General features: G+C 65.7%; 20 protein-coding genes. 5 read left to right on the plus strand and 15 right to left on the minus strand.

Annotated elements, in window-relative coordinates; genetic code table 11:
- Nucleotides 1-4: 4 nt before the first annotated feature.
- Nucleotides 5-2,152 (plus strand): acetate--CoA ligase family protein, encoded by a 2,148-nt coding sequence (locus WD006_RS09585; protein ID WP_011519773.1) that lies wholly within the window; start codon nt 5-7, stop codon nt 2,150-2,152.
- Nucleotides 2,153-2,202: 50 nt separating this feature from the next.
- On the opposite strand, the gene WD006_RS09590 is transcribed toward WD006_RS09585, so the two are convergent.
- The 3 genes from WD006_RS09590 to WD006_RS09600 all read right to left on the minus strand — a co-directional run bounded on the left by WD006_RS09590 (nt 2,203) and on the right by WD006_RS09600 (nt 4,596).
- A complete protein-coding gene (locus tag WD006_RS09590) occupies nt 2,203-3,369 on the minus strand; it encodes an MFS transporter (protein WP_011519772.1) in 1,167 nt (388 codons plus the stop codon).
- Complete coding sequence (locus WD006_RS09595) at nt 3,366-3,560, minus strand: hypothetical protein (protein ID WP_011519771.1); 195 nt, start codon at nt 3,558-3,560, stop codon at nt 3,366-3,368. The genes WD006_RS09590 and WD006_RS09595 overlap by 4 nt, the downstream gene beginning before the upstream one ends.
- 133 nt (nt 3,561-3,693) lie before the next feature.
- Complete coding sequence (locus tag WD006_RS09600) at nt 3,694-4,596, minus strand: LysR family transcriptional regulator (protein WP_011519770.1); 903 nt, start codon at nt 4,594-4,596, stop codon at nt 3,694-3,696.
- Between the two features lie 109 nt (nt 4,597-4,705).
- Between WD006_RS09600 and dkgB the strand changes: the two genes are divergently transcribed.
- Together dkgB and WD006_RS09610 are read left to right on the plus strand one after the other, a co-directional pair.
- Nucleotides 4,706-5,509: a 2,5-didehydrogluconate reductase DkgB gene (gene dkgB, locus WD006_RS09605; protein ID WP_011519769.1), complete on the plus strand. Its 804-nt coding sequence runs from the start codon at nt 4,706-4,708 to the stop codon at nt 5,507-5,509.
- Between the two features lie 7 nt (nt 5,510-5,516).
- Nucleotides 5,517-6,638, plus strand: coding sequence for an alkene reductase (locus WD006_RS09610; protein ID WP_011519768.1), 1,122 nt, complete (start codon nt 5,517-5,519; stop codon nt 6,636-6,638).
- Between the two features lie 106 nt (nt 6,639-6,744).
- Here the strand turns inward: WD006_RS09610 and WD006_RS09615 are convergent, their stop codons facing one another.
- On the minus strand, nt 6,745-7,956 hold the full coding sequence (locus tag WD006_RS09615; RefSeq protein WP_011519767.1) for a CaiB/BaiF CoA transferase family protein: 1,212 nt from the start codon (nt 7,954-7,956) through the stop codon (nt 6,745-6,747).
- 6 nt (nt 7,957-7,962) lie between these two features.
- Nucleotides 7,963-8,784: an enoyl-CoA hydratase/isomerase family protein gene (locus WD006_RS09620; protein ID WP_029307019.1), complete on the minus strand. Its 822-nt coding sequence runs from the start codon at nt 8,782-8,784 to the stop codon at nt 7,963-7,965.
- Between the two features lie 103 nt (nt 8,785-8,887).
- On the opposite strand from WD006_RS09620, the gene WD006_RS09625 reads away from it, so the two are divergent.
- Entirely contained in the window at nt 8,888-9,883 is a 996-nt protein-coding gene (locus WD006_RS09625; RefSeq protein ID WP_375198933.1) for a LysR family transcriptional regulator, read from the plus strand.
- Between the two features lie 54 nt (nt 9,884-9,937).
- Here the strand turns inward: WD006_RS09625 and WD006_RS09630 are convergent, their stop codons facing one another.
- From WD006_RS09630 to WD006_RS09640, 3 genes are read right to left on the minus strand one after another with little or no spacing between them, the layout of a single operon-like run.
- Nucleotides 9,938-10,909, minus strand: a complete 972-nt coding sequence (locus WD006_RS09630) for a Bug family tripartite tricarboxylate transporter substrate binding protein (protein ID WP_029307021.1) — start codon at nt 10,907-10,909, stop codon at nt 9,938-9,940.
- Nucleotides 10,906-11,946 (minus strand): acyl-CoA dehydrogenase family protein, encoded by a 1,041-nt coding sequence (locus tag WD006_RS09635; protein ID WP_029307022.1) that lies wholly within the window; start codon nt 11,944-11,946, stop codon nt 10,906-10,908. Before WD006_RS09635 ends, WD006_RS09630 begins: the two co-directional genes overlap by 4 nt.
- Entirely contained in the window at nt 11,943-13,094 is a 1,152-nt protein-coding gene (locus WD006_RS09640) for an acyl-CoA dehydrogenase family protein (protein WP_011519762.1), read from the minus strand. Before WD006_RS09640 ends, WD006_RS09635 begins: the two co-directional genes overlap by 4 nt.
- A gap of 250 nt (nt 13,095-13,344) precedes the next feature.
- Here WD006_RS09640 and WD006_RS09645 point away from each other — a divergent pair, with 250 nt between their 5' ends.
- Nucleotides 13,345-14,310 (plus strand): Bug family tripartite tricarboxylate transporter substrate binding protein, encoded by a 966-nt coding sequence (locus tag WD006_RS09645; protein WP_011519761.1) that lies wholly within the window; start codon nt 13,345-13,347, stop codon nt 14,308-14,310.
- A 48-nt stretch (nt 14,311-14,358) separates the two neighbouring features.
- Here the strand turns inward: WD006_RS09645 and WD006_RS09650 are convergent, their stop codons facing one another.
- From WD006_RS09650 to WD006_RS09680, 7 genes are all read right to left on the minus strand, one after another.
- A complete protein-coding gene (locus tag WD006_RS09650; RefSeq protein WP_029307023.1) occupies nt 14,359-15,264 on the minus strand; it encodes a DUF2950 domain-containing protein in 906 nt (301 codons plus the stop codon).
- A 12-nt stretch (nt 15,265-15,276) separates the two neighbouring features.
- Complete coding sequence (locus WD006_RS09655) at nt 15,277-16,596, minus strand: DUF3300 domain-containing protein (RefSeq protein ID WP_104670228.1); 1,320 nt, start codon at nt 16,594-16,596, stop codon at nt 15,277-15,279.
- Nucleotides 16,597-16,873: 277 nt separating this feature from the next.
- The gene (locus WD006_RS09660) at nt 16,874-17,518 is read right to left on the minus strand and encodes a HugZ family protein (protein WP_029307024.1); all 645 of its coding nucleotides are present in this window, start codon (nt 17,516-17,518) and stop codon (nt 16,874-16,876) included.
- Between the two features lie 315 nt (nt 17,519-17,833).
- Nucleotides 17,834-18,127, minus strand: coding sequence for a hypothetical protein (locus WD006_RS09665; RefSeq protein ID WP_011519757.1), 294 nt, complete (start codon nt 18,125-18,127; stop codon nt 17,834-17,836).
- Between the two features lie 185 nt (nt 18,128-18,312).
- Nucleotides 18,313-19,527, minus strand: a complete 1,215-nt coding sequence (locus tag WD006_RS09670) for an MFS transporter (protein ID WP_029307025.1) — start codon at nt 19,525-19,527, stop codon at nt 18,313-18,315.
- 69 nt (nt 19,528-19,596) lie between these two features.
- A complete protein-coding gene (locus tag WD006_RS09675) occupies nt 19,597-20,889 on the minus strand; it encodes an NAD(P)/FAD-dependent oxidoreductase (protein ID WP_029307026.1) in 1,293 nt (430 codons plus the stop codon).
- Between the two features lie 31 nt (nt 20,890-20,920).
- Nucleotides 20,921-21,799 (minus strand): MBL fold metallo-hydrolase, encoded by an 879-nt coding sequence (locus WD006_RS09680; protein ID WP_035832310.1) that lies wholly within the window; start codon nt 21,797-21,799, stop codon nt 20,921-20,923.
- Between the last annotated feature and the right edge of the window lie 159 nt (nt 21,800-21,958).

A 21,958-nucleotide genomic window follows, 5' to 3' on the forward strand; every position in this document is an offset into this window, starting at 1 on the left:
CACCATGACTAGCGTCGATCACGACACGAAGCGATCCACCGAACGAATCGCGCGCGAACAACTGGCCCGGGCACTGTTCACCCCCGATGCCGTCGCGCTCGTAGGCGCTTCGGCCGACGAAAAGAAGAATACGGCCCGACCGCTGCGTTTCATGCGCAAGCATGGTTTCCAGGGGCGCGTGTTCCCGGTCAATGCCGGGCGTAGCGAGGTGATGGGCCTTCAGGCGTATCCCAGCGTCGCGGCACTGCCAGCGGCGATCGACCACGCGTTTGTGATGGTGCCGGGCGCGCAGGTGGCCGAGGCACTTGAACAATCCGCCGCGCGTGGCGCGCGCGTGGTGACGGTCTTCTCCGACGGCTTCGCCGAGGTGGGCGAGGCTGGCATGGCCGCCCAGCAGGCGCTGGCGGCGCGGGCACGTGAACTGGGCGTGCGGCTGCTGGGACCGAACAGTATCGGCGTGGTCGACGTGCACAGCGGCGCCGTGCTTTCCGTCAACGCCGTGCTGGAGATGGATACGCTCCATCGAGGTCCTGTCAGCGTGATCTCCCAAAGCGGCTCCATGCTGGGCGCGCTGTTGTCGCGCGGCGCGGCGCGTGGCCTCGGGTTTGCCAAGCTGGTTTCGGTCGGCAACGAAAGCGACATCGGCGTGGGTGAACTGGTGGACCTGCTCGTTGACGATGCCGCTACCGAAGTCATCCTGCTGTTCCTCGAAACGATTCGCGACGCGGCGGTGCTGGGCCCCGCGCTCCGCCGCGCGCGCGCTGCCGGCAAGCCGGTGCTGGTCTACAAGCTAGGTCGCTCCGAGCAGGGCGAGGCGCTTGCGCAATCGCATACGGGGGCACTGGCCGGCAACGATGCGGCGGTCGATGCCTTCCTGCGCAAGCATGGCGCGATGCGCGTGGAATTGCTTGAAACACTGTTCGAAGCCGCACCGCTGGCGTTGCGCTACGCAAGCCATGTGCCGGCGCTGACCCGTGCGCCGCGCGTGGCCGTGGTGACCACCACGGGCGGTGGCGCAGCGACCGTGGTGGACCGGCTGGGCCTGGCGGACGTGGAAGCGGTGCCGCCACCCGCATCGTTCGTCGCGCATATGGCTGAGCGCGGCGTGAAGATTCGCCAGACACCGATCATCGACCTGACGCTGGCGGCTACAAGTGCCCAGTACCGGGATCTGGTCGAGCAGATGCGGCTGGGTGACTGGTGTGACGCCGTGCTGTGCGTGGTGGGCTCGTCAGCGCAGTTTCATCCACAGCTTGCCGTCAAGCCGATCGTCGAGGCTGCAGGCGTCGGCAGCAAACCGCTGCTGTCGTTCCTGGCTCCGGAAGCACCGGAGTCCCTGCAATTGCTGCAGGCGGCGGGTGTGCCGGCATTCCGCACGCCGGAGAGCTGTGCCGATGCGCTGGCGTGCCTGTTCCGAGGCGCGCATGTTGGCGAAGACGCGTCCGAATCCTGTCAGCCCATGCAGTGGCCGGCCGGCTTGCCGACGCTGGGCGATCTCTCGGAGCTTGAGGCAGCGACGGTGTTCGGTGCGCTGGGGGTGCCGATCGCGACGGCAGAACTGGTGACAGAAGGGGCGCTGCAGCACGCCGTGCCGTACCCGGTAGTGGCCAAGATCTGCTCGCGCGACATCTTGCACAAGACCGAGATCGGTGGTGTGCAAGTTGGCGTGCGCGATAACGCGGAACTGGCTGCCGCCGCGGAACGCCTGATGGACAATGCGCGCCGTGGCGCGCCCGCCGCGCGCATCGACGGCATTCTGGTCCAGCGCATGGAAGATCGCCTGCTGGAGTTGATGCTGGGCTTCCGCGACGACCCGCTGGTGGGGCCGATGGTCATGCTCAGCGCCGGCGGTATCACCGCCGAACTTCACCGGGATGTCAGTCTGCGCCCAGCGCCGGTGACGCCGGCAGAGGCCATGCAGATGATCGAGGAGGTCCGCACGACGCGCCTGATTCGTGGCTTCCGTGGGCTGCCCCGGGGCGACGTCGATGCGCTGGCTGACGCGATCGTCCGATTCTCGCGTCTGGCCGCTGTCCAGGGCGTCACAGTTGCCGAGGCTGAAATCAACCCATTGTTCGTGCGCGCCAATGGCGTGGTCGGCGTCGACTGCGTGCTGCGGCTCGCGCCTGCCACGGACACGGCAGGCGCATAGCCCGGACAACTGTAGCCTGTAACGCTGTCCATGCTGATGCCAGCGGCGCGTTATGCCTTCACAGGCTGCCCGGCGCGCTTGCTGGCACGGCCGAGCCACACAAGTAGCACGCCCGATGCCGCCAGCAGGCCACCTGCTACCGGCACGACGGCGTAGCCGAGTCCGAGGCTGATGACACCGCCGCCGAGCGCGGCGCCCACCGCGTTGCCGAGATTGAAGGCGCCGACGTTGATCGACGACGCGAGTCCGGGCGCTTCCGCAGCGGCTTCCATCACGCGCATCTGCAGCGGCGGCACCACGGCGAAGGCTGCCGCGCCCCAGACCAGCAGACCAACTGCCGCGCCGACATGGCTTTGCAGCGCGAACGGCAGCACCAGCATGATGACGGCGAGTGCGGTCAGGAAGGTCGTCGTCGCGCCGTCCAGCGAGCGGTCGGCAAGCTTGCCGCCAAGGTGATTGCCGATCGTGAAGCCCACCCCGATCAGTACCAGACCCAATGCAACGAAGTTGTCGGATGCGCCAGTCAGCTTGGCGAGCATCGGCGCCACATAGGTGTAGAGCGTGAACATCGCGCCCGCGCCGAGCACTGTCGTCGCCATGGCCAGCAGCACGGTCGGGTGGGTGAGCACGGTCAGTTCGCGTCGCACGTTCGGCCGCGTACCGCGCTCGCCCTTGGGTAGCGCGAGCCAGAGCGCGGCGATCGCAACCAGTCCGAGCGCGGCCGTGCCCGCGAACGCCAGGCGCCAGCCAACCTGCTGACCGATCCACGTGGCGGCCGGCACACCGCCGATATTGGCGATGGTCAGGCCCATGAACATCGTTGCCACGGCGCTGGCCTGCTTCTCCTTCGGCACCACGCTTGCGGCCACGACCGAGCCCAGGCCGAAGAATGCGCCGTGGTTGAGGCTGGTCACCAGGCGGGACGCGAGCAGCGTGCCGTATCCCGGTGCCAATGCCGACAGCAGGTTGCCGATGGTGAAGATCGCCATCAGCGCCATCAGCGCGGTGCGCTTGCCGAATCGGCTGAACAGCAGCGTCATCACGGGCGCGCCGACCATCACGCCAATGGCGTAGGCGGTGATCAGCATCCCCGCGGTGGGAATGCTGACGTTGACGCCCTCGGCAATGACCGGGAGCAAGCCCATCGGCGTGAACTCGGTGGTGCCGATGCCGAATGCGCCGATGGCGAGGGCGAGCAGTGCGGTGTTCGATTTCATCGCGGCAGGCCCCTCAGAACGTCGTGGAAGGCGTGCGGTGCAACGCTGCGCGGCCAGTTGTGCTCCAGGTGGGCTACCAGATCTTGGTTGGCGACAAACGGCTCTGCGCGGGCGGGTGTCAGCGGCGCCACGGCGATGCGGCTGGAGAGCGCGCGCTCGCCCATGGCGAAGGACTTGAACAGTTGGGGCATTTGGCTGCGATCCACGATGGTTTTTCGATGGATCGCAGTCTGCCCGGTTTATCTTTGCAGATTAAGACCGGTATTGGTCAAATACTCTTGATTTTGCGTCAAGTATGGGGATGTCCGCACGGGACGGATACTCCTACCGTTCGAACGGATGCTTGCCCAGTGTTCTGACCACGTGGTCGAGAAAGCAGGTGATCCGTGACGCCAGCGCGGTGTTGCGGTAGTAGACCGCGTTGATCGGTTGGCGCACGTCCAGGGTTTGCTTCGCAAACAGTTGCACCAGTCGCCCGCTCTGCCGGTCCTCGAGCGTCATGAAGTCCGACAGGCAGACGATTCCCTGGCCCGCCAGCGCCAGGCTCCTGAGCGTTTCGCCGCTCGACGATGCAATCGTCGGCTTGATGTGCACGACGCCACCGGCGTCGTCGCGCAGCGGCCAGTCGTTCAGTGATTCAGGCTGGGTAAAGCCCAGCAGCGCATGTTGCGCGAGTTGCGCCGGCTTGGTGGGCGTGCCGTGGCGTTTCAGATACTCCGGGCTGGCCAGCACGCGGATCTGGCTGATACCGATCGGTCGTGCATGCAGCGTCGAGTCCTTCAACTGGCCGATGCGGAACGCCACGTCGGTTCGTTTCTCGATCAGGTCGATGAAGCCTTCGTTCGAGTTCAGTTCCAGTTCCACCTCGGGGTAGCTGGCGCGGAATCCCGCCACCAGCGGCACGATCACGTGCAGCATGAACGGCGTGGCCGCGTCCACCCGCAAGCGCCCGACGGGTCGCATCTGCCGTGCAGCCATCTGCTCTTCCGCTTCGTCGACCATCGCCAGGATCGCGCGCGCGTGCTCCAGGAAGGCGGCGCCTTCCTCGGTCAGCTCCAGCCGCCGCGTGGTTCGTCGCAGCAGCGTGGTCTTCAGCTTCTCCTCCAGACGGCTCAAGGTCCGGCTGGTGGCCGAGATCGTCAGCCCCAGTTGTTCGGCCGCCGCCGTGATCGAGCCGGAGTCCACTACTGCGGCAAAGGCCAGCAGTTCGTCGATGGTGGTTTTCATTGTTGATCAAAAATCAAATGAATTTCGTTTATACACGGCTTTATCAGCAAAGGTAAGGACGGCAAACTTTGTCCATCGAGATTGCATGAACCTTCACAGGAGTTACACCATGAGCATTCCTTCGTTTGGCGTTGGCACCTTCCGCCTGACTGGCCAGGTCGTTGTGGACTCGGTGCGCAATGCGCTGGACGTTGGCTACCGCGCCATCGACACCGCGCAGATCTATGGCAACGAGGCCGATGTGGGCCAGGCCATCGCGGAAAGCGGTGTGGAGCGCGGCGAACTGTTCGTGACCACCAAGATCTGGACGGCGAACTACGCCGCCGACAAGCTGGTGCCGAGCCTGCGTGAAAGCCTGGACAAGCTGCGCACCGACTACGTCGACCTGACGCTGATTCACTGGCCGGCGCCGGGCAACGGCGTGGCGCTGTCCGAGTACATGGCCGCGCTTGCCGAAGCCAAGGCGCTCGGGCTGACGCGCCAGATCGGCGTGTCCAACTTCAATATCGAACTGACCCGCCAGGCGATCGAGGCCGTTGGCAAGGGCGAGATCGCCACCAACCAGATTGAACTGAGCCCCTATCTGCAGAGCCGCAAGCTCACCGCGTTCCTGAAAGAACAGGGCATCGCCGTCACGTCGTACATGACGCTGGCCTACGGCAAGGTGCTGAAGGACCCGGTGCTGGGGCAGATTGCCGCGAAGCACCACGCCACCGTGGCGCAGGTGGCGCTGGCATGGGCGCTGCAACTCGGCTACGCGGTGATTCCGTCGTCGACCAAGCGCGAGAACCTGGCCAGCAACCTGCTGGCGCGCGACCTGAAGCTCGACGCCGACGACATGGCGCTGATCGCCTCGCTGGAACGCAACGGCCGTGAAGTCAGCCCTGAGGGCCTGGCTCCGGTTTGGGACTAAGGAGATCATGATGACCAGCACCAGCAATCCGCTGTTCCAGCCGTATTCGCTCGGCCCCCTCTCGCTGCCCAACCGCATCGTGATGCCACCGATGACGCGCTCGCGCGCCAGCCAGCCCGGTGACGTGCCCAATGCGCTGATGGCCGAGTACTACGCGCAACGCGCCAGCGCCGGCCTGATCGTCAGCGAAGGCACGTGGATCTCGCCGCTCGGCAGGGGGTATGCGTGGACCCCCGGCATTCACACGCCGGAGCAGGTCGCCGGCTGGCGCAAAGTCACCACTGCCGTCCATCAGGCCGGCGGGCGCATCTTCGCGCAGCTCTGGCACGTTGGCCGCCTGAGCCATATCAGCCTGCTGGATGGCCATGCGCCGGTATCGTCGTCAGCCATCCAGGCGCAGGGCGTGAACGTGTTCGTCGCGCAAAGCGATGGCAAGCCCGGCTTCGCCCAGGCGTCGCAGCCACGCGCGCTGTCGGTGGAGGAAATCCACGCCATCGTCGACGACTTTCGCCAGGCCGCGCGCAATGCCATGGCGGCGGGCTTCGACGGTGTGGAACTGCACGCGGCCAATGGCTATCTGGTCAACCAGTTCATCGACTCGGGCGCCAACGATCGCACCGACGAATACGGCGGTTCGCTGGAAAACCGGCTGCGCTTTCTGGGCGAGGTGGCACAGGCGCTGATCGAAGGCACGGGTGGCAAAGACCGCGTCGGCATCCGTCTGGCGCCGCTGACCACGCTGAATGGTTGCGTCGATGCCGATCCCGAGACTACCTATACCGCTGCGGCCAGGTTGCTCGGCGAGATCGGCGTGGGCTACATCCATATCGCGGAAGCAGACTGGGAAGATGCCCCGCATATGCCGACGGCCTTCAAGCAGCAACTGCGCAAGGTCTATCCGGGCACGCTGATCTACGCCGGCAAGTACACGGCGGCGCGCGCCCAGGCTGCATTGCACGAAGGATGGGCCGACCTGATCGCGTTTGGCCGCCCGTTCGTGGCCAACCCCGATCTGCCGGAGCGCCTGCGCACCGGCGCCACCCTCAACGCCCACGATCGCGACACGCTGTTCGGCGGCGACGCGCGTGGCCTGACCGACTATCCGCCACTTGTTGCCAAGGCGGCCTGAGCGTCGGTCAGGAGACGGAAGATGAAGGCGCTGGCAAGGATCGCGCTGGCCGCGACGCCGCCGGCGTCGACCTGACGGGAAATCGCCGACGCGCGGCATCCACCGCTCAGCTTCCGCCAAGCGCCTTGATTTCGCTTTCCTCGAACCCGGCTTCACGCAGTACCTCGGCCGTGTCACGCCCCAGCGTCGGGGCGGGACGGCGGATCGAGGTCGGCGTGCCTGCGAAGCGCGCTGTCGGCCGGATTTCCCGGATGGTGCCGACGACGGGATGCTTCGATTCCTGGAACAGACCGACGGCCTTCAGGTGCGGATGCTCGGGCAGCGCTTCGAGCGAGTAGATCGGTGTGGCGGGGATGTCGAGTTGCTCGCAGAGCTTCATCCACTGTGCCGTTGTGCGAAGCGGCGCCAGCTCCCGCAGGTGGCTGTACAACGCCTTGATGTGCGCATTGCGGTCGGCGCGGCTGGCGATGTTGTAGCGTTCGCCCAGATCGTCGCGGTCCACCTCGTGGAAGAAGGCCTTCCAGTGCTTGTCCGTGTATGGCAGCAGGCTCATCCACCCATCCTTGGTGCGCACGGGCTTGCGGCCGCCTTCGAGCAGGCGTGCGTAGCCAGCCTTGGCCTTGGAGCCCGGATAGGTCAGGCCACCCATATGCTCGGTGAGCACGAACGCGGCCATCGTTTCCAGCATCGGCACCTCGACGTACTGGCCGCGGCCATGCCGCTCGCGATGGAACAGCGCGCCCAGCACCGCGTTGGCCACAGCCAGACCTGTGGTCTTGTCGGCGATCAGGCTCGGCAGATAGTCGGGCTCGTCGGCGTTGATCGACGCGGCGCCGACGAATCCGCAGGCGGCCTGGATGATGTCGTCGAACGCGGGCTTCTCGCGATCCGGGCCATCCTGGCCGAAGCCGGTGGCGGCGCAGTAGACGATCTCGGGATTCAGCGCACGCACGGCGTCATAGCCGAAACCCAGCCGCTCGATCGCCGAGACGCGCATGTTATGCACCAACACGTCGACGGTTGGAATCAGGCGGCGCAATGCGGCGCGGCCGGCCTCGGTCTTCAGGTCCAGCACGACCGAACGCTTGTTGCGGTTCAGCGCCAGGAAGATCGAGCTCATGCCCGGCACCTCGACCACGCCGTTGGCGCGCATCAGGTCGCCTTCGGGCGATTCGATCTTGATGACGTCCGCACCCATGTCGGCCAGCACCTGGGTGCCCATCGGGCCCAGCACCACGGCGGACAGATCGAGCACGCGCACGCCGGACAGTGGTCCGACATCTGCTTTGGTTGAAACGGTCACGTAGATTCGCTCCATTGAGTATCAGCGACGACGGAAGTTCGGCGGACGGCGTTCGGCCATGGCTGCCACGCCTTCGCGAAAATCCTCGGTCGGGAATTGGGTGAGCTGGATGGCCAGCTCCTTCTGGTTGGCGGCGTAGATCGCATCTGCCAGCCCCTCGCGCAGCGCGGCGCGCGTGCTTTCCACGGCGAGCGGGGCCGAGATTGCGATCTCGGTGGCCAGCGCATGGGCGCGGGCCAGAACCTGGTCGGCCGGCACGAGTTCGTCAGCCAGTCCGATGCGCACGGCGGTCTCGCCGTCAATGCGACGCCCCGTGTATAGCAGCAGCGATGCCTGCTGGACCCCGATCAGGCGGGGCAGGGTCAGGCTCAGGCCGAAGCCGGGATGAAAACCCAGCCGGTTGAAGTTGACGCTGAACCGCGCCTCGGGGCAGGTGACGCGGAAGTCCGCCACGAGCGACAACCCTACGCCGGCGCCCACGGCCGCGCCGTGTACTGCGGCGACGATCGGCTTGCGCGTGCGGAAGAGCCGCATGGCCTGCTTGTAGAACGGGCTCGGGTCGCGGCTGACCGATGACGATGCTTGCTGGCCGGAGAAGTCCGCGCCGGCGCAGAAGGACTTGCCTTCGGCCGCCAGCACGATGGCGCGGCATTCGTCGTCGCCATCGAGTTGTTCGAGCGTGTCCGCCAGCAGGCCGACGAATGCCGGGTCGAGGTGGTTATGGGGCGGCCTGCGAATCAGGACCTGGACGACATGTCCGTCGCGCGTGACCTGAAGGGAATCCTGGCCGTTGGTCGAGGAGACGGTAGAGGAAACGGTAGACGAAGCGTTAGGGGGCGTCATGTCGATGGGCTTGGTTCATTGGAAAGGTTTCCCCGCCGGGCGGGGTTGAAATGCTGCATACTGCGTTATGCCTTATTCAATATGGATTTGAAGCGCAATAGCGATGAACGAATCTCGTTTCAGCGACACCCCAAGCTCGGACGGCACGGAGACGCCGGAAGGCCGCGACAGCAGACGACCGGCGCTTGCCGAACTGCGCAAGAAGGATCTGAACCTGCTGGTGGTGCTGGCCGCCATGCTCGAGAGCAACAGCGTCAGCGAGGCCGCCAGGCGGCTGGACAGCACCCAGCCCTCGATGAGCCGGATGCTCGACCGGCTGCGCGACGATCTCGGCGATCCACTGCTGATCAAGAGCGCCCACAAGATGCTGCCGACGCGCCGCGCCCAGGACATCCGCCGCGTGCTCGATGACGTGTTGCGTGCCATCGAAGGCGTCTACCAGCAGGGCAGCGACTACAACCCGGCGATGGAGACCGGCACGTACGTGGTCGGTATCAACGATTCCCTGCAGGCGTTGATTGCCCCGGCGTTCCTGGCCAGCCTGCGCCAGGTGGCGCCGCGCGCGCGGGTCCGGATGCAGCCCGTGCCACAGCAGGGCGGCATTTCCGCGATGACCAGCGGGGCGATCGACCTGATGGTGGCGTTCTATCCCGTGGATATGGAATCGTTGCGCTCCGAGCTGCTGCTGACGACGCGTTTCGGCTGCCTGTCGGCCAGATCCAACCCGCATATCGGCGCGATCACCTCGGCGCGCGAACTGGCATCGCTCGACTGTCTCGACATCTCGCAGTTCGGCCTGATCACGCGGCTGCTCGACCGCTACTTCCAATCGCATGGCCTGCATCGGCGGATCGTCGTCACACTGACCAGCTACCTGGCCGTAGCCGACGCGATTCACGACACCGAGATCTACGCGATGATTCCGGACTACCTCGCCAGGCCGCTGTGCCGGCATCCCGGCATGCGCTTCTCGCCGATGGAGGACGAAGGCATGGCCGTGCCGATTCATCTGTGCTGGCACAACAACGTCCACTCGCACCCGTTCGTCACGGTGCTGCGGTCGCTGCTGGCATCCGCCGCGCGTCACGTGGCCGCCTAGGCAGTCGTCAGGTTCACGCATCGCTCACGCATCATTTACGCATCCGCTCGCCAATCACTCGGGCTTGATGCCGGCTGCCGCGGCAACCTTGCGGAACCGGGCCATCTCGCGTTCCTGGAACTGGCGCATTTCCTTCGGCGGGTAAGGCATGGGATCGCCGCCCTTGGTGGCCAGGAATGCGTCGGACTCCGGTGACTTGAGGGCCGTTTGCACGGCGGTGGCCAGCTTGTCAGTGATGTCGTCGGGCGTTCCCGCGCGGACGTAGAACGACACCCAGCTGTACTGGGCGTAGTCCGGATAGCCGCTTTCCTTGATCGTCGGCACGTTCGGGAAGTCGCGATGCCGTGTCTCGCCGGTGACGGCCACCGCGCGGATCTTGCCTTCCTTGAGTAGCGTGATGGCGCCACCCAGATCGACCACGGCCATGTCGAGCTGCCCGCCGATGACGTCGGTCATGATCTGGGCCTGCCCCTTGTACGGCACGTTGACGAACTGGAGGCCGGCGAGGTTGGCGAACCATGCCGCCGCCAACTGGTAACCCGCCGAATACGTGCCGACTGCCAGCGGCTTGCCACGGTCTTTCGCGTGGGCAACCAGGTCGGCCACGGTCTTGATCGGCGACTTCTCCGGCACCAGGAACACGTTCATGTTCCGGCTCAGTCCTGACACCGGCTTGAGATCCTTCAGCGGGTCATAGGGCAGGTTCTTCATCACGATCGGATTGACCGACATCGGCGAGTTGCTGGCCAGCAGCACCGTGTAGCCATCCGCCGGCGCGTTCTTGAGCGCCTGGATGCCGATCAGGCCGTTAGCGCCGGGCCGGTTCTCGACGACCACGGGCTGCCCCAGCGTGCGACCCATCTGTTCGCCGTAGTAGCGTGCCGACGTATCGGAGCCACTGCCAGACGTGAATGGCACGATCACGCGAATCGGCCGCGTTGGGAATTCCTTGGCCGTTTCCGCATGGACTGACGCCGACAGCGTCAGCAGGCCAATCATCGCGAGAAGGGCTCGACGTGTATTCATGCGGCCTCCGTCAGTCTTTCCCACAGCGTGTCGCCGCCGTGTTCGATTGCCACCTTGCCGAGCTTCGCGGCCCATTGCGCCTCGCTGCCGTACTCGGCGCGCCAGGACCACAGGCGCCGCGTGGCGTAGTGCAGCGAGTGCTCGCGCGTGAAGCCGATGGCGCCATGCACCTGGTGCGCGATCGCGGGCGCGCGGCCGGCGGCCAGGCCACAGATGATCTTGGCGATCATCGCCTGTTGTGCCCAGTCCTTGCCCGACAACGCCGCGCAGGCGCTGGCCACGGCCATGCGCGAGGCGACCACTTCGTTGGCGAGTACTGCCAGCTGTTGCTGGATCGCCTGGAACTTGCCGATGGGCTTGCCAAACTGGATGCGTTCGGTGGCGTACTGCACGGTCTGGTTCAGCACGCGTTCGAGCACGCCGGTGATCTGGATGGCGCGCATCAATGCGCCGAGTGCGGCCGGGTCGTCGCATTCCTCCAGCGGCTGCCGCGTCGACGCGGCTGTTGCCACGGCGTCGACGAACGTGAGCCTGTCACGCGGTTCGCCAGCGATGTTGGCATCCTCGCGTACCGAAGCGTGCTCGGTCGGCAGCAACAGCCAGGCGTTGGCGGCGCGCACCAGCACGTGTTGCGCGTGTCGGCCCCAGGGGACTTCCACTTCCGCGCTCAGCCGCCAGGTGTCGCCATCCTGGCTCGCGGTCGGGGCCGCTGACAGATCGGCAAGGGCCAGCAGGCCCTGCGGTGCTTCGATGCCAAGACGGCTCAGCAGCCACGTGGCGGTGGCGGCATCGACGAACGGCAGCGGCGTGACCGTGCGGCCAGCGGCCAGCATCACCGGCAGGGCTTCCGTCCAGCTCGCGTTGGCGCCACCGGCTTCCTCGCTGGCAAGCACGTGCACCAGACCGCTCTTGTCCACCGCATTCCAGAGTGGCTGTGGAAACTCGCCGCGCTCCATCGCTTCGGACTGTTCGAGGGTGACCTCGTTGCCGAACAGGCGCTCCGCGCTGTCGGTCAGCATTTGTTCGAGTTCGTTCATCGGATTCCCAGCCCTCGCGCAATGATTCCCCGCAGAATTTCACGCGTGCCGCCCCGCAGGGAGAACGAGGGCACACTCTGGGTCAGGTAGGCTTGCGTCGCGACGAACGGGGAGCCGGTGCGGCGCAGTTCATTGCCGAACAGCGCGTGGGCCACCTCAGGGATGCGCTGTTCGAACAGCGCGCCCATGTCCTTGACGTTGGCAGCGGCCAGTTGCGGATTCTCGCCACGATTGAGCATGGCCGCGATACCGCGAGACATCTGGCGCAGATTGCTCAGCTCCGCGACGAGGTAGCCGATTTCCACCGCCTGGCGCGAGTCGGTCGCGTCTGCCGCATCCACCATCTCGGCCAGCAGCGCGTAGCTGCTCAGATAGCGTTCGGGGCCGCTGCGCTCGAACGTGAGTTCCGCGGTGACCTGGGCCCAGCCATCGCCCTCGGTGCCGATCAGCATCCGGTCCGGCACGAAGACGTTGTCGAACACGACCTCGTTGAAGCCCTCGTGACCCGCCAGGTTCTTGATCGGGCGCACCTGCAGGCCGCTCGACGTCATGTCGACCAGGAACTGCGACAGACCCTTGTGCTTGTCGTCCGCGCCACGGTCGGTGCGCACCAGCGCGATCATGTATTGCGAATGATGCGCGTTGGAGGTCCAGAGCTTGGTGCCGTTGATGACCCATCCGCCATCCACGCGATCGCCACGTGTGCGGATCGACGCCAGGTCGGAACCGGAGTCCGGCTCGCTCATGCCAATGCAGAAGCGCACTTCTCCGCGCGTGATGCGCGGCACGATGTCCGCCGCCACGCTCTTGTCCGCGTAACGCATCAGCAGCGGGCCGCTCTGGCGCTCGGCAACCCAGTGGCCGCCAACTGGCGCGCCCGCCGCGAGCAGTTCCTCGAGCACCACGTAGCGCTCGAGCATCGAGCGTTCACTGCCGCCGTAAGCCTTGGGCCAGGTCATGCCGATCCAGCCACGCGCACCCAGCGCGCGGCTGAATTCGGGATCGTAGCCAGACCAGCTCTTGGCGCGCAGTTGGGGTGGCCGGTTGCCGAGGGTCTCCGCCAGGAATGCGCGGACTTCCTGACGCAGCGGCGTCAGGGCGTCGTCGGGATCGGCTGGCCGTATCACGACCTTGCTGGCTATCTCCAACTCTGTCTCCTTGCGATTTTTGAGAGTGAGCCGAGGTTAGCAGTGGCCTTCCAGACGCGCCTATCGCAGCCGTGAGATAACGGAAATTCACCGCGCATGCGGCAGTGCAGCGTGACGGTGTGCCATGCCGACGTGCGCATAACGAATATGCCTCCATGTGCATTGCGACATGCAGCACGCTTCCCTTACGCTTCTTCTTTCATGATGAAAGCGGGTGGCACGTATCACCCCGAAGAAGGAGACTGTAGATATGCGGCGTTTGCTTCTCGCCTGTCTGATTGCCACGCTCGGGGTCTCCGGGCTGGCGCACGCCAACGCGAACAATTACCCCAGAAAGCCCGTCAAGATCGTGGTGTCGTTCCCGCCTGGCACGGGCTCGGACAGCAGCGCGCGGTTCCTGGCCCAGAAACTCGAGGCGCGCTTTGGCCAGCCTTTCGTGGTGGAGAATCGCCCGGGTGCCAACAGCTTCATCGCCGCGCAGACGGTGGCGAAGGCGGACCCGGATGGCTACACGTTGTTCGTGGCAAGCAATTCGCCGATGGCGACCAACGTGGTCCAGTTCAAGACGCTGCCCTATGACCCGGTACGCGATTTCGCGCCCGTGGCGCGGCTTTACTACGGGGCGATGATCCTGTCGGTGCGCGCCGATTCGCCCTACAAGACCGTTGCCGATCTGGTGGCCGCTGCCAAGGTGAAGCCCGGCAAGCTCAGCTACGGCTCGGGTTCCGCGTCGTACCAGATTGCCACCGAGCTGTTCATGAAGCAGGCCGGTATCACTGCCGTGGCCATCCCGTACAAGGGCGCTGCCCCGGCTGTCGCAGATCTCGCCGGTGGCCAGGTGGACTTCGCGATGTCGGATTACCTTGCCGCTTCCGCGCTGTCGCAGGCCGGCAAGACACGCATCATCGCCGTGGGCGGCGACAAGCGACTGCCGTTGGAGCCCAATGTGCCGACGCTGCAGGAACTCGGCTACAAGGACTACTACATGGTGAACTGGGTGGCGCTGTTCGCGCCGGCGAAGACGCCGCCCGCGATCGTCAAGAAACTCAGCGACGCCACGGTCGAGATCATTAGCAGCAAGGAAGCGGCGGAGTTCGTGGGCCGCACCAGCGGCCAGATCTTCGCGGGTGGGTCGGAGGTGCTGCGGAAATACCAACTCGACGAAATCCAGCGCTGGACGAAGGCCGCGGAAATCGCGGGGATTCCGAAGGAGTGATTCGGAGAAGCGGAAGGTGACGCTGCGACCCTACGACCTACGACCGTGCTACGGCGCCACCTTTCTCCATCCCGCACCCGGATCGAAGGTCCGGATCTCCTTGGCCTTGACCGCGCTGTCGGCACCAAGGTCTCGCTCGTAGACTTGGCCGTCGTGGCTGACCATGAAGCTCATGACGCCGGTGTCCTGATAGCGCGCCGGCCATGCCAGCACGGCAAAGCCGCCGAAGAGATTGCCGTTGACCACATAGCTGTAGGCCCCGCCCGGGGCGTTGGGGCCTTGCGCGTCGAGCAGCTTGTAGTGATATCCGTAGTAGCCATCCTTGCTGGCATGGCTCGTTCCCGCGCCGCGAAACGCAGCGCCTAGCGGGCTCTGTGGCTCGCCGGGCGCGGAGGCCCAGTAGAGGCCATCCTGCTTGCCGGGCGTGCTCGACAGCTTCGATGCGTACACCAGCGTCTTGCTGCCATCGTGCAGCGTCAGCGCGTATTCGGCCTGTGCGTCGGTGATCGCCAGCATGGTCTGGATGACGGCCAGCTCGTTGCGGCCCACCCTGCGCACCCGCATTTCCTCCACGCCGGCCAGCGTGTCGAACTGCCAGCCCTTGCTGCCCTTCACCAGTGGAATGGGGAAGGTCCAGCCGTCGTCTCCCACGTCGATATAGGCGCGATTCTCTTTCTGATCGACAGCGTGGGACTTGCCCCAGGCTGTCAGGAACTTGCTGCGGACCTCGGCGCCCACCGGCGGAATGATGTCGCGGAACTTGCCGCCGAACAGTTTCTGCAGCGTCGGCTCGTCGTCGTTGATGACGGCGTTGCCGAAAGCGGTCATCGCGGCCTCGGGCGTGGCGAAGACCTCGTTGGCGTGCGCCGCGGGTGTCAGGCTCGCGGCTGCACCCAGCAGCAGCGTGCACAGGGTGCGGCGAAGTGTTGCGCGGATTGGCGTCGTCAGTGTCATGGTTGCCTCCGCTTATCGACGTCCACCGCCGCCGCGGCCGCCACCGAAACCGCCGCCACCGCCACGCGCGCCGCCCGAATATCCGCCACCGCCGCGATTAAAGCCCGATGACTGCATGCTGGAACTGCCGCGATTGGTGTTGTTCTGCGTGCCGGCGCCGTTGCCGACGCCCTGGAAGCCGTTGTCCCGCCCGCCGAATCCCGCGCTGTAGCGGTCGGCGGCCTGTGCGCGGTCGGAGGCGCCGGCCCGGTTGCCGGCCGCCGCGCGATCCGCCGTCGCGGGGCGGTCGGACGTGCCCGCGCGGTTGCCCCCGTTCATGCGGTCCGAGGCTGATGGGTTGCCGCCGGCCATGCGGTCGGAAACCCCGGCGCGATTGCCGGCGCCCGGATCGCGGCCACGATAGTTGGCGCGCCGGTCGGCGGCGCCAGCCTGCTCGCGGCCGAAACGTTCGCGCGTAGCGTTGTCGCGATAGGCAACGCCCTTGCGATGATCGACGCTGTGCTCCCATCGACTGCTGCCCTGGCCACCTTGTCGACCATTGCGATCGAAATTGCGGTCGATATTGGTGGCCTTGTGGTGGTCGACGTGGACGTCGCCCCCGCCCCAGTTGCAGTCACCAAAGATGGCTGCCGCGGCGGCGAGGCCGAACCCGAATGCCAGGCCGCTGCCAAACGCGTAGCCCGGGTAGTACGCCGGGTAGGGTGGCCAGTAGTAATAGGGGTAGGCGGGATAGGCCCAGCCGCCATAGACCACCGCCGGGTCGTAGGCGGGCACGTAGATCACCTCCGGGTTGGCCGGCTCGATCCGCACGATGGTCTGCGACACCGCGCCCGACGTGGTCGCCGGCTCGACGATCACGCGTTGCTGCTCATTCGATTGCAGGTTGCCGGCATCGCGGGCACGCGCGCGCAGCCGCTGTACCGCTGCGAGCACATCCCTCTCCTGGGCCAGGAATGCGTCACCGAGCTTCTGGGTCCAGTCGAGCTTGTCGTACATAGGTTCGAGGATCTGCGGGAATGCCACCAGCGACTTCACGCTGACGTCCCACGACTCGTTCTGCACGGCTTTGACCGCGGCATCGCCTTTCTCGCCGGGGTGCGATTTCACCCAGCGGGCGGCAAAGACGATCTCCAGCGGATAGGTCGACGCCATCAGCACCTGCGACAGCACGGTATCGGGATAGAGCGCGATCGGTGCGACCAGTGCCTCGATCTCCTCGGCCTTGAACGGCGCGGGAGCGGGGGCGGGCTTTTCCTGGGCCATGACGCCGGTTGCCACGAGGGCCATGCCGGCGAGCAGGGCGGCGCCGATGGTGGGCGCCAAGCGTTGCATCCAATGGTGGATCATGGTCTGGCCGCAGTAGTTGTCAGCGTACCTGCACGACTATGGGATGAGATCCGGATGCCTGCAATTTCCCCAAAGGGTAAGGTCGGGTGCGCCGCGCGGGGAATGCTGCTCCGCACGATGGTCGCTTCGGTCCCCATCACTGGTATGTGATAGGGCACCTCACGCGAAAAGTCCAAGCCAGCGACGGGCGGGTGCGTGGTGCTGCATATCGCGCGTCATCGCGTCAGCACGTTTGCGTGGGCAGTGCCGGCCGGTCAAGCCATCATTGCCGCGCCGCCGTGATCGCGTGAGTGGCGGCCTGGATGGCTTCATCGATCGGCGTTGTGCCGGCAAGACGATGTCGGTGGCGGCGTCCATTGATCTCGACGTCGACGCCGAGCGGATCGATGCCGAGCACGCGCACGCTCTCGGGAACCAGGCGGGACATTCTGCTCACGAGATTGGCTTCTTCTTGCGCGGGGAGCGTGGGCACAGCGTCCAGATCGGCTTGTTCCACCCAACCCATCCTGCCGACGCCGACGATGAGCCGTACCTTGACCGGCTTCAGCCGGAAGAACGCGAAATCGAGCGCCAGCAGACGTTCGGCGCCGGGCTCATAGCGCAGGTAGCGGTCGCGCAGGGCAGTGTCTGGCTCGAAGCGTTCCGCGTCTCCGACGATCGTCAGTCGGCTGGCGGCCTGCACATCCGTGGCTTCCGGCTGCAGCACAGACAGGCTCATCCGTGTATCCGCGAGCAAGTTCTTCGTGTGTTCGGCCAGGGCGCTGATGCAGATGACCGGTTGATGCGCGTGGTCCGTGACATAGGGCACCACGGTGGCGTAGGGATAGCCGGCCAAGACGGACGATTGCGTGGCAAGCGTACCGAAGGCGGCTTCGTGCAGCAGATGGATGGCGTGTACGGTGAGCATGCTGATCCCGGGGCTAAGAAGTCATCTCAAAAAGATTCTGGCGTCGTTGCGGGGCCTTGCCGTACGACTTGCACTGTCTGCGGCCCCGCGTCTAGCCAGAACCGCTTCGCTTCATTTTGAAATGGCTTCCAAGTCGTGGAGACATGCCGTCATGGTCGCACAGATGATCGGATGACCGGATGACAAGGCGGAAAGGCAAGCGCGGAGACCTTCCTCTCGCTTGCGCTCTCCGCAAGAGCCCGTGGTTCGAGCGTCGCCGCCACGGCATTCGCCTTGACCGTGGCGGTGAACCCCCCGATAACGCGACGCCGGGGCTTACTGCTTCTTGGAGTTGTCCGGAGCAGCGGTCTTGGCAGCGCCGGCCGTCGCGCCGGTGGTGTCAGTGGACTTCGCCATGTCTGTCGTGGCCTTGGCCTTGTGATGCGTGCCCTTGGCGGTGGACTTGTGCGCGCCGGTATGAACGTCGGCCTTGTCCTTGTGGGCGCTGGCCTGAGCCTGCGCCGGTTCCGACTTCGACGGGGTGGCCGAGGCGGCAGCCGGTGCGCCGGTCTGCGCGAAAACGGTACCGACGAAAGCGACGGATGCGAGAGCAGCGAACAGCTTCTTCATGATGTCAACTCCTGGGAGATTGTTAGCCCGACAATGCGTCGTGCTTACCGGAAAAAACGGCACGCAAGCGGTCGCCGTTGACGTCGGAGTCGTGACAATCCGTAAGTTGTGCAACACGAACAGGAAGGTTGTCTTCGCAAGGCGCTCAGCAAATCTCGGCGAATCTCAGCGAACCTCAGCGAACCTCAGCGGGTGGCCGCGCCGGAGGCGGGGCGGTTGCGAAGCCGGTGGATCAGCAGTGCGATGGTCAGCACGCAGAAGCCCGCGCCCGCGTGGAAGGTGGCGGCCGCACCGTGCCGGTCCCACAGCCAGCCGGCCATGACACTGGCTGCCAGCAACGCCAGCCCGCTGGCCAGATTGAAAACGCCGAATGCAGTGCCACGCAGGTCCGCTGGCGCGGCATCGGCGACCATCGTGGCCAGCAATCCCTGGGTCATGCCCATATGCAGGCCCCACAGCGCGACCCCGACCAGTGCGATGCTCCAGTGAGAGCCGACTGCGAGCACCGTATCCGCGACGATCAGCACGGCCAGGCCAGCCACCAGGAGCTTGTCATGGCTGCAGTTGTCCGCGAGCTTGCCGAACGGATAGGCCGTGACGGCGAACACCGCGTTCATCGTTACCAGCACCAGCGGCGCCATAAACAGCGGTAGCCCTTCCTGCTGGACGCGCAGGATCAGGAATGCCTCGCTGAATCGGGCCAGCGCGAAGGCCGTGCCCACGGCAACCACGCCCCAGTACGCCGGACCGAGCCGCGCCAGGTTGACGCGCCGGATGGGATTCACACGCTTGTCTCCGGTGTGGGTTTGCGGTTCCTTCACGCCGAATGCGAGCAAGGCAACGGACAGCACGCCGGGCACCACCGCCACCCAGAAGATGGCGCGGAAGTCGTTCGCCCAGAGCATCATCAGCCCGATCGCGATCAGCGGGCCCAAGAATGCGCCAACCGTGTCGAGTGCCTGCCGCAGCCCGAACGCCGCGCCGCGCAGATGGGCGGGCGCGATATCGGCCACCAGCGCATCGCGCGGCGCGCCGCGAATGCCCTTGCCGATGCGGTCGGACAGGCGTGCCGTCAGTATCGTGCCGACGCCGGGCGCCACCGCGAAGAGCGGCTTGGACAGCGCGCCGAGCCCATAGCCGAGCACGGCCAGCGTCTTCCGCTTGCCGAGATAGTCACTGAGGACGCCCGAGAAGACCTTGACGATCAGGGCGGTGGCTTCGGCCGCGCCTTCGATCAGCCCCACGGCCAGCGCACTGGCGCCGAGCGTGGTGACCATGAAGACGGGCAGCAGGCTGTGGATGATCTCCGAGGAGATATCCATCAACAGGCTGACGCATCCAAGCATCCAGATGCCGGACGGGATCTGTCGCAGGGTGCTGGCGGGAGCGCGCGTTGCCATGGCATCGGTCGATGGCGTGCGCGGACGCGCACGATCCCGCCTTTTTACTACAGGATGGCCGTGGCTGGCTTAGCGGCCCTGAAGTTCGGGGTTCGCGAGCCATTCGCGGCCCTTGAGCATCCCGCGCCAGTAAAGCGGTGGCAGGATGCGCTCCTTGAGCCACCATGCCATGCGCGAGGGGCGCTTGCCTTCGATGAACCAGCTCGGGAATGTCGGAGCGACCTTGCCGCCGTATGTGAACTCGGCCAGCACGATCTTGCCGCGTTCGACGGTGAGCGGGCACGAACCATAGCCGTCATAGCGCGCTTCACCCCTTGCCGCGCCGCGCTCGGCCAGCACGTTGTGCGCTACCACTGGCGCCTGCTTGCGGGCGGCGGCGGCCGTCTTCGCATTGGTCGTGTTGCCGGCGTCGCCGAGACCGAAGATGTTGCCGAAGCGCGTATGGCGCAGCGTGGCGGGGTCCACGTCGATCCAGCCGGCGGCGTCGGCCAGCGGGCTGGATCGGATGAAGTCAGGCGCCTTCTGCGGCGGTACGGCATGCAGCATGTCGAACTCGCGCGTCACCAGTGCAGTCGTGCCATCGGCATTGGCGCGGCGGAATGTGGCGCAACGTGCCGGGCCGTCGACGGCAATCAGCGTTTCGCCGAAGTTCAGGTCGATGGCATAGCGTTCGACGTACTCCATCAGCGCGGGCACGTAGTCCGCCACGCCGAACAGCACATTGCCCGCGTTGCAGAACTGGATGTCCACGCGATCGAGCACGCCGGCACGGCGCCACGCATCGGCCGAGAGGTACATGGCCTTCTGCGGCGCGCCCGCGCACTTGATTGGCATCGGGGGTTGAGAGAACAGTGCCTTGCCGCCCTGCTTGCGCACGAGTTCCTGCACGAGCTTCCAGGTATATGGCGCCAGGTCATAGCGATAGTTGGACGTGACGCCGTTGCGGCCGAGCGCCTGCGGCAGGCCTTCGATGGCATCCCAGTCCAGCTTCAGGCCGGGGCAAACCACCAGATGCTCGTACTTGACCACGCGGTTGCCTTCCAGCATCACCGCGTTGGCTTCCGGTTCGAATCCCGTGACAGTGGCCTTGATCCACGACACGCCGCGCGGCAGGACCGAAGCCATCGTGCGCGCGGTATGCGCGGGTTCGAACACGCCGCCGCCCACCAGTGTCCAGCCCGGCTGGTAATAGTGGATGTCGGCCGGGTCGATGATGGCGATGTCGAGGCCGGGCTTGCGTGCCAGCAGGCTGGATGCCACGGCAATGCCCGCGGCGCCGCCGCCGATGATGACGACGGCGTGGCTGGCATCGGCCTGCGCGAGCGGTGTTTTGGGGTCGAGGGGCAGGGGGCGCGATTGCATGTTTTTTCCTTGTCGAATCTGGGGCGAAGACTCAAAGCGCGTTGATCGGGATCTTCAGATAGCGCGTGCCGTTGGCTTCCGGCGGCGGCATTTCTCCGGCGCGCATGTTGACCTGCACCGACGGCAGGATCAGCGTGGGCATCGACAGCGTGGCGTCGCGGGCCTGGCGCATCGCGACGAACTCGTCCTCGCTCACGCCATCGCGCACATGGATGTTGCTGGCGCGCTCTTCCGCCACCGTGGACATGAACAGCAGCTCGCGTCCGCCGGGCTGGTAGTCGTGGCACATGTACAGGCGCGTATCGGCGGGCAGGCTCAGCACCTTGTTGATGGAGCGGTAGAGCGTGCGCGCATCGCCGCCGGGGAAATCGCAGCGGGCGGTGCCGTAGTCGGGCATGAACAGCGTGTCGCCAACGAATGCTGCGGTGTCCTTGCCGTTGCTGATCACGTACGTCATGCAGGCCGGTGTGTGGCCGGGGGTGTGCATCGCGCGCACCTGCAGGCTGCCGATCGAGAGCGTGTCGCCGTCCTGCAGCAGGCGGTCGAACTGACTGCCGTCATGCGCGAACTCCGGGCCGCTGTTGAACAGCGTGCCGAATACCTTCTGCACCGTGGTGATATGGCTGCCGATGGCGATCTGGCCGCCGAGCCTGGCCTTGAGGTAGGGCGCGGCGGACAGATGGTCGGCATGGACGTGGGTTTCCAGAATCCACTGCACGCTGGCGCCGAGCGTCTTGACGCGGTCGATCATTCGGTCGGCGCTGGCGGTTCCGGTACGGCCGGATTTCGGGTCGTAGTCGAGCACGCTGTCGATCAGCGCGCACTGCTGGCTCTCGCGGTCGAGCACGAGGTAGCTCAGGGTCCACGTATCGGGGTCGAAGAAGGCTTCGATGACCATCTGTGTTGTCATATGTGTCGGCGTTTCCGTTTTTGATCGGGGCAATGACTCAAAACCCGTGCCATGCTGCCTGTGCGCCACAAGGCGATGATTTCCAAGGGATTTCGCTTCCTGCGCGTGCGGAGCGTGGACTGTCAGGCACCTCGGGTCACTGCCAACTTGGCAGTGTTG

This window comes from Cupriavidus sp. Met-2 (assembly GCF_049843575.1).
Classification (GTDB): domain Bacteria; phylum Pseudomonadota; class Gammaproteobacteria; order Burkholderiales; family Burkholderiaceae; genus Cupriavidus; species Cupriavidus metallidurans.

Bases quoted from the DNA above. Each gene is read 5' to 3' on its own strand.
- WD006_RS09620 (WP_029307019.1), bottom strand. From the start codon at position 8,784: ATGACGCCCCCTAACGCTTCGTCTACCGTTTCCTCTACCGTCTCCTCG.
- WD006_RS09655 (WP_104670228.1), bottom strand. From the start codon at position 16,596: ATGCAACGCTTGGCGCCCACCATCGGCGCCGCCCTGCTCGCCGGCATG.
- WD006_RS09590 (WP_011519772.1), bottom strand. From the start codon at position 3,369: ATGAAATCGAACACCGCACTGCTCGCCCTCGCCATCGGCGCATTCGGC.
- WD006_RS09650 (WP_029307023.1), bottom strand. From the start codon at position 15,264: ATGACACTGACGACGCCAATCCGCGCAACACTTCGCCGCACCCTGTGC.
- WD006_RS09635 (WP_029307022.1), bottom strand. From the start codon at position 11,946: ATGAACGAACTCGAACAAATGCTGACCGACAGCGCGGAGCGCCTGTTC.
- WD006_RS09610 (WP_011519768.1), top strand. From the start codon at position 5,517: ATGATGACCAGCACCAGCAATCCGCTGTTCCAGCCGTATTCGCTCGGC.
- WD006_RS09630 (WP_029307021.1), bottom strand. From the start codon at position 10,909: ATGAATACACGTCGAGCCCTTCTCGCGATGATTGGCCTGCTGACGCTG.
- WD006_RS09625 (WP_375198933.1), top strand. From the start codon at position 8,888: ATGAACGAATCTCGTTTCAGCGACACCCCAAGCTCGGACGGCACGGAG.
- WD006_RS09660 (WP_029307024.1), bottom strand. From the start codon at position 17,518: ATGCTCACCGTACACGCCATCCATCTGCTGCACGAAGCCGCCTTCGGT.
- WD006_RS09680 (WP_035832310.1), bottom strand. From the start codon at position 21,799: ATGACAACACAGATGGTCATCGAAGCCTTCTTCGACCCCGATACGTGG.
- dkgB (WP_011519769.1), top strand. From the start codon at position 4,706: ATGAGCATTCCTTCGTTTGGCGTTGGCACCTTCCGCCTGACTGGCCAG.
- WD006_RS09600 (WP_011519770.1), bottom strand. From the start codon at position 4,596: ATGAAAACCACCATCGACGAACTGCTGGCCTTTGCCGCAGTAGTGGAC.
- WD006_RS09585 (WP_011519773.1), top strand. From the start codon at position 5: ATGACTAGCGTCGATCACGACACGAAGCGATCCACCGAACGAATCGCG.
- WD006_RS09675 (WP_029307026.1), bottom strand. From the start codon at position 20,889: ATGCAATCGCGCCCCCTGCCCCTCGACCCCAAAACACCGCTCGCGCAG.
- WD006_RS09615 (WP_011519767.1), bottom strand. From the start codon at position 7,956: ATGGAGCGAATCTACGTGACCGTTTCAACCAAAGCAGATGTCGGACCA.
- WD006_RS09595 (WP_011519771.1), bottom strand. From the start codon at position 3,560: ATGCCCCAACTGTTCAAGTCCTTCGCCATGGGCGAGCGCGCGCTCTCC.
- WD006_RS09670 (WP_029307025.1), bottom strand. From the start codon at position 19,527: ATGGCAACGCGCGCTCCCGCCAGCACCCTGCGACAGATCCCGTCCGGC.
- WD006_RS09665 (WP_011519757.1), bottom strand. From the start codon at position 18,127: ATGAAGAAGCTGTTCGCTGCTCTCGCATCCGTCGCTTTCGTCGGTACC.
- WD006_RS09645 (WP_011519761.1), top strand. From the start codon at position 13,345: ATGCGGCGTTTGCTTCTCGCCTGTCTGATTGCCACGCTCGGGGTCTCC.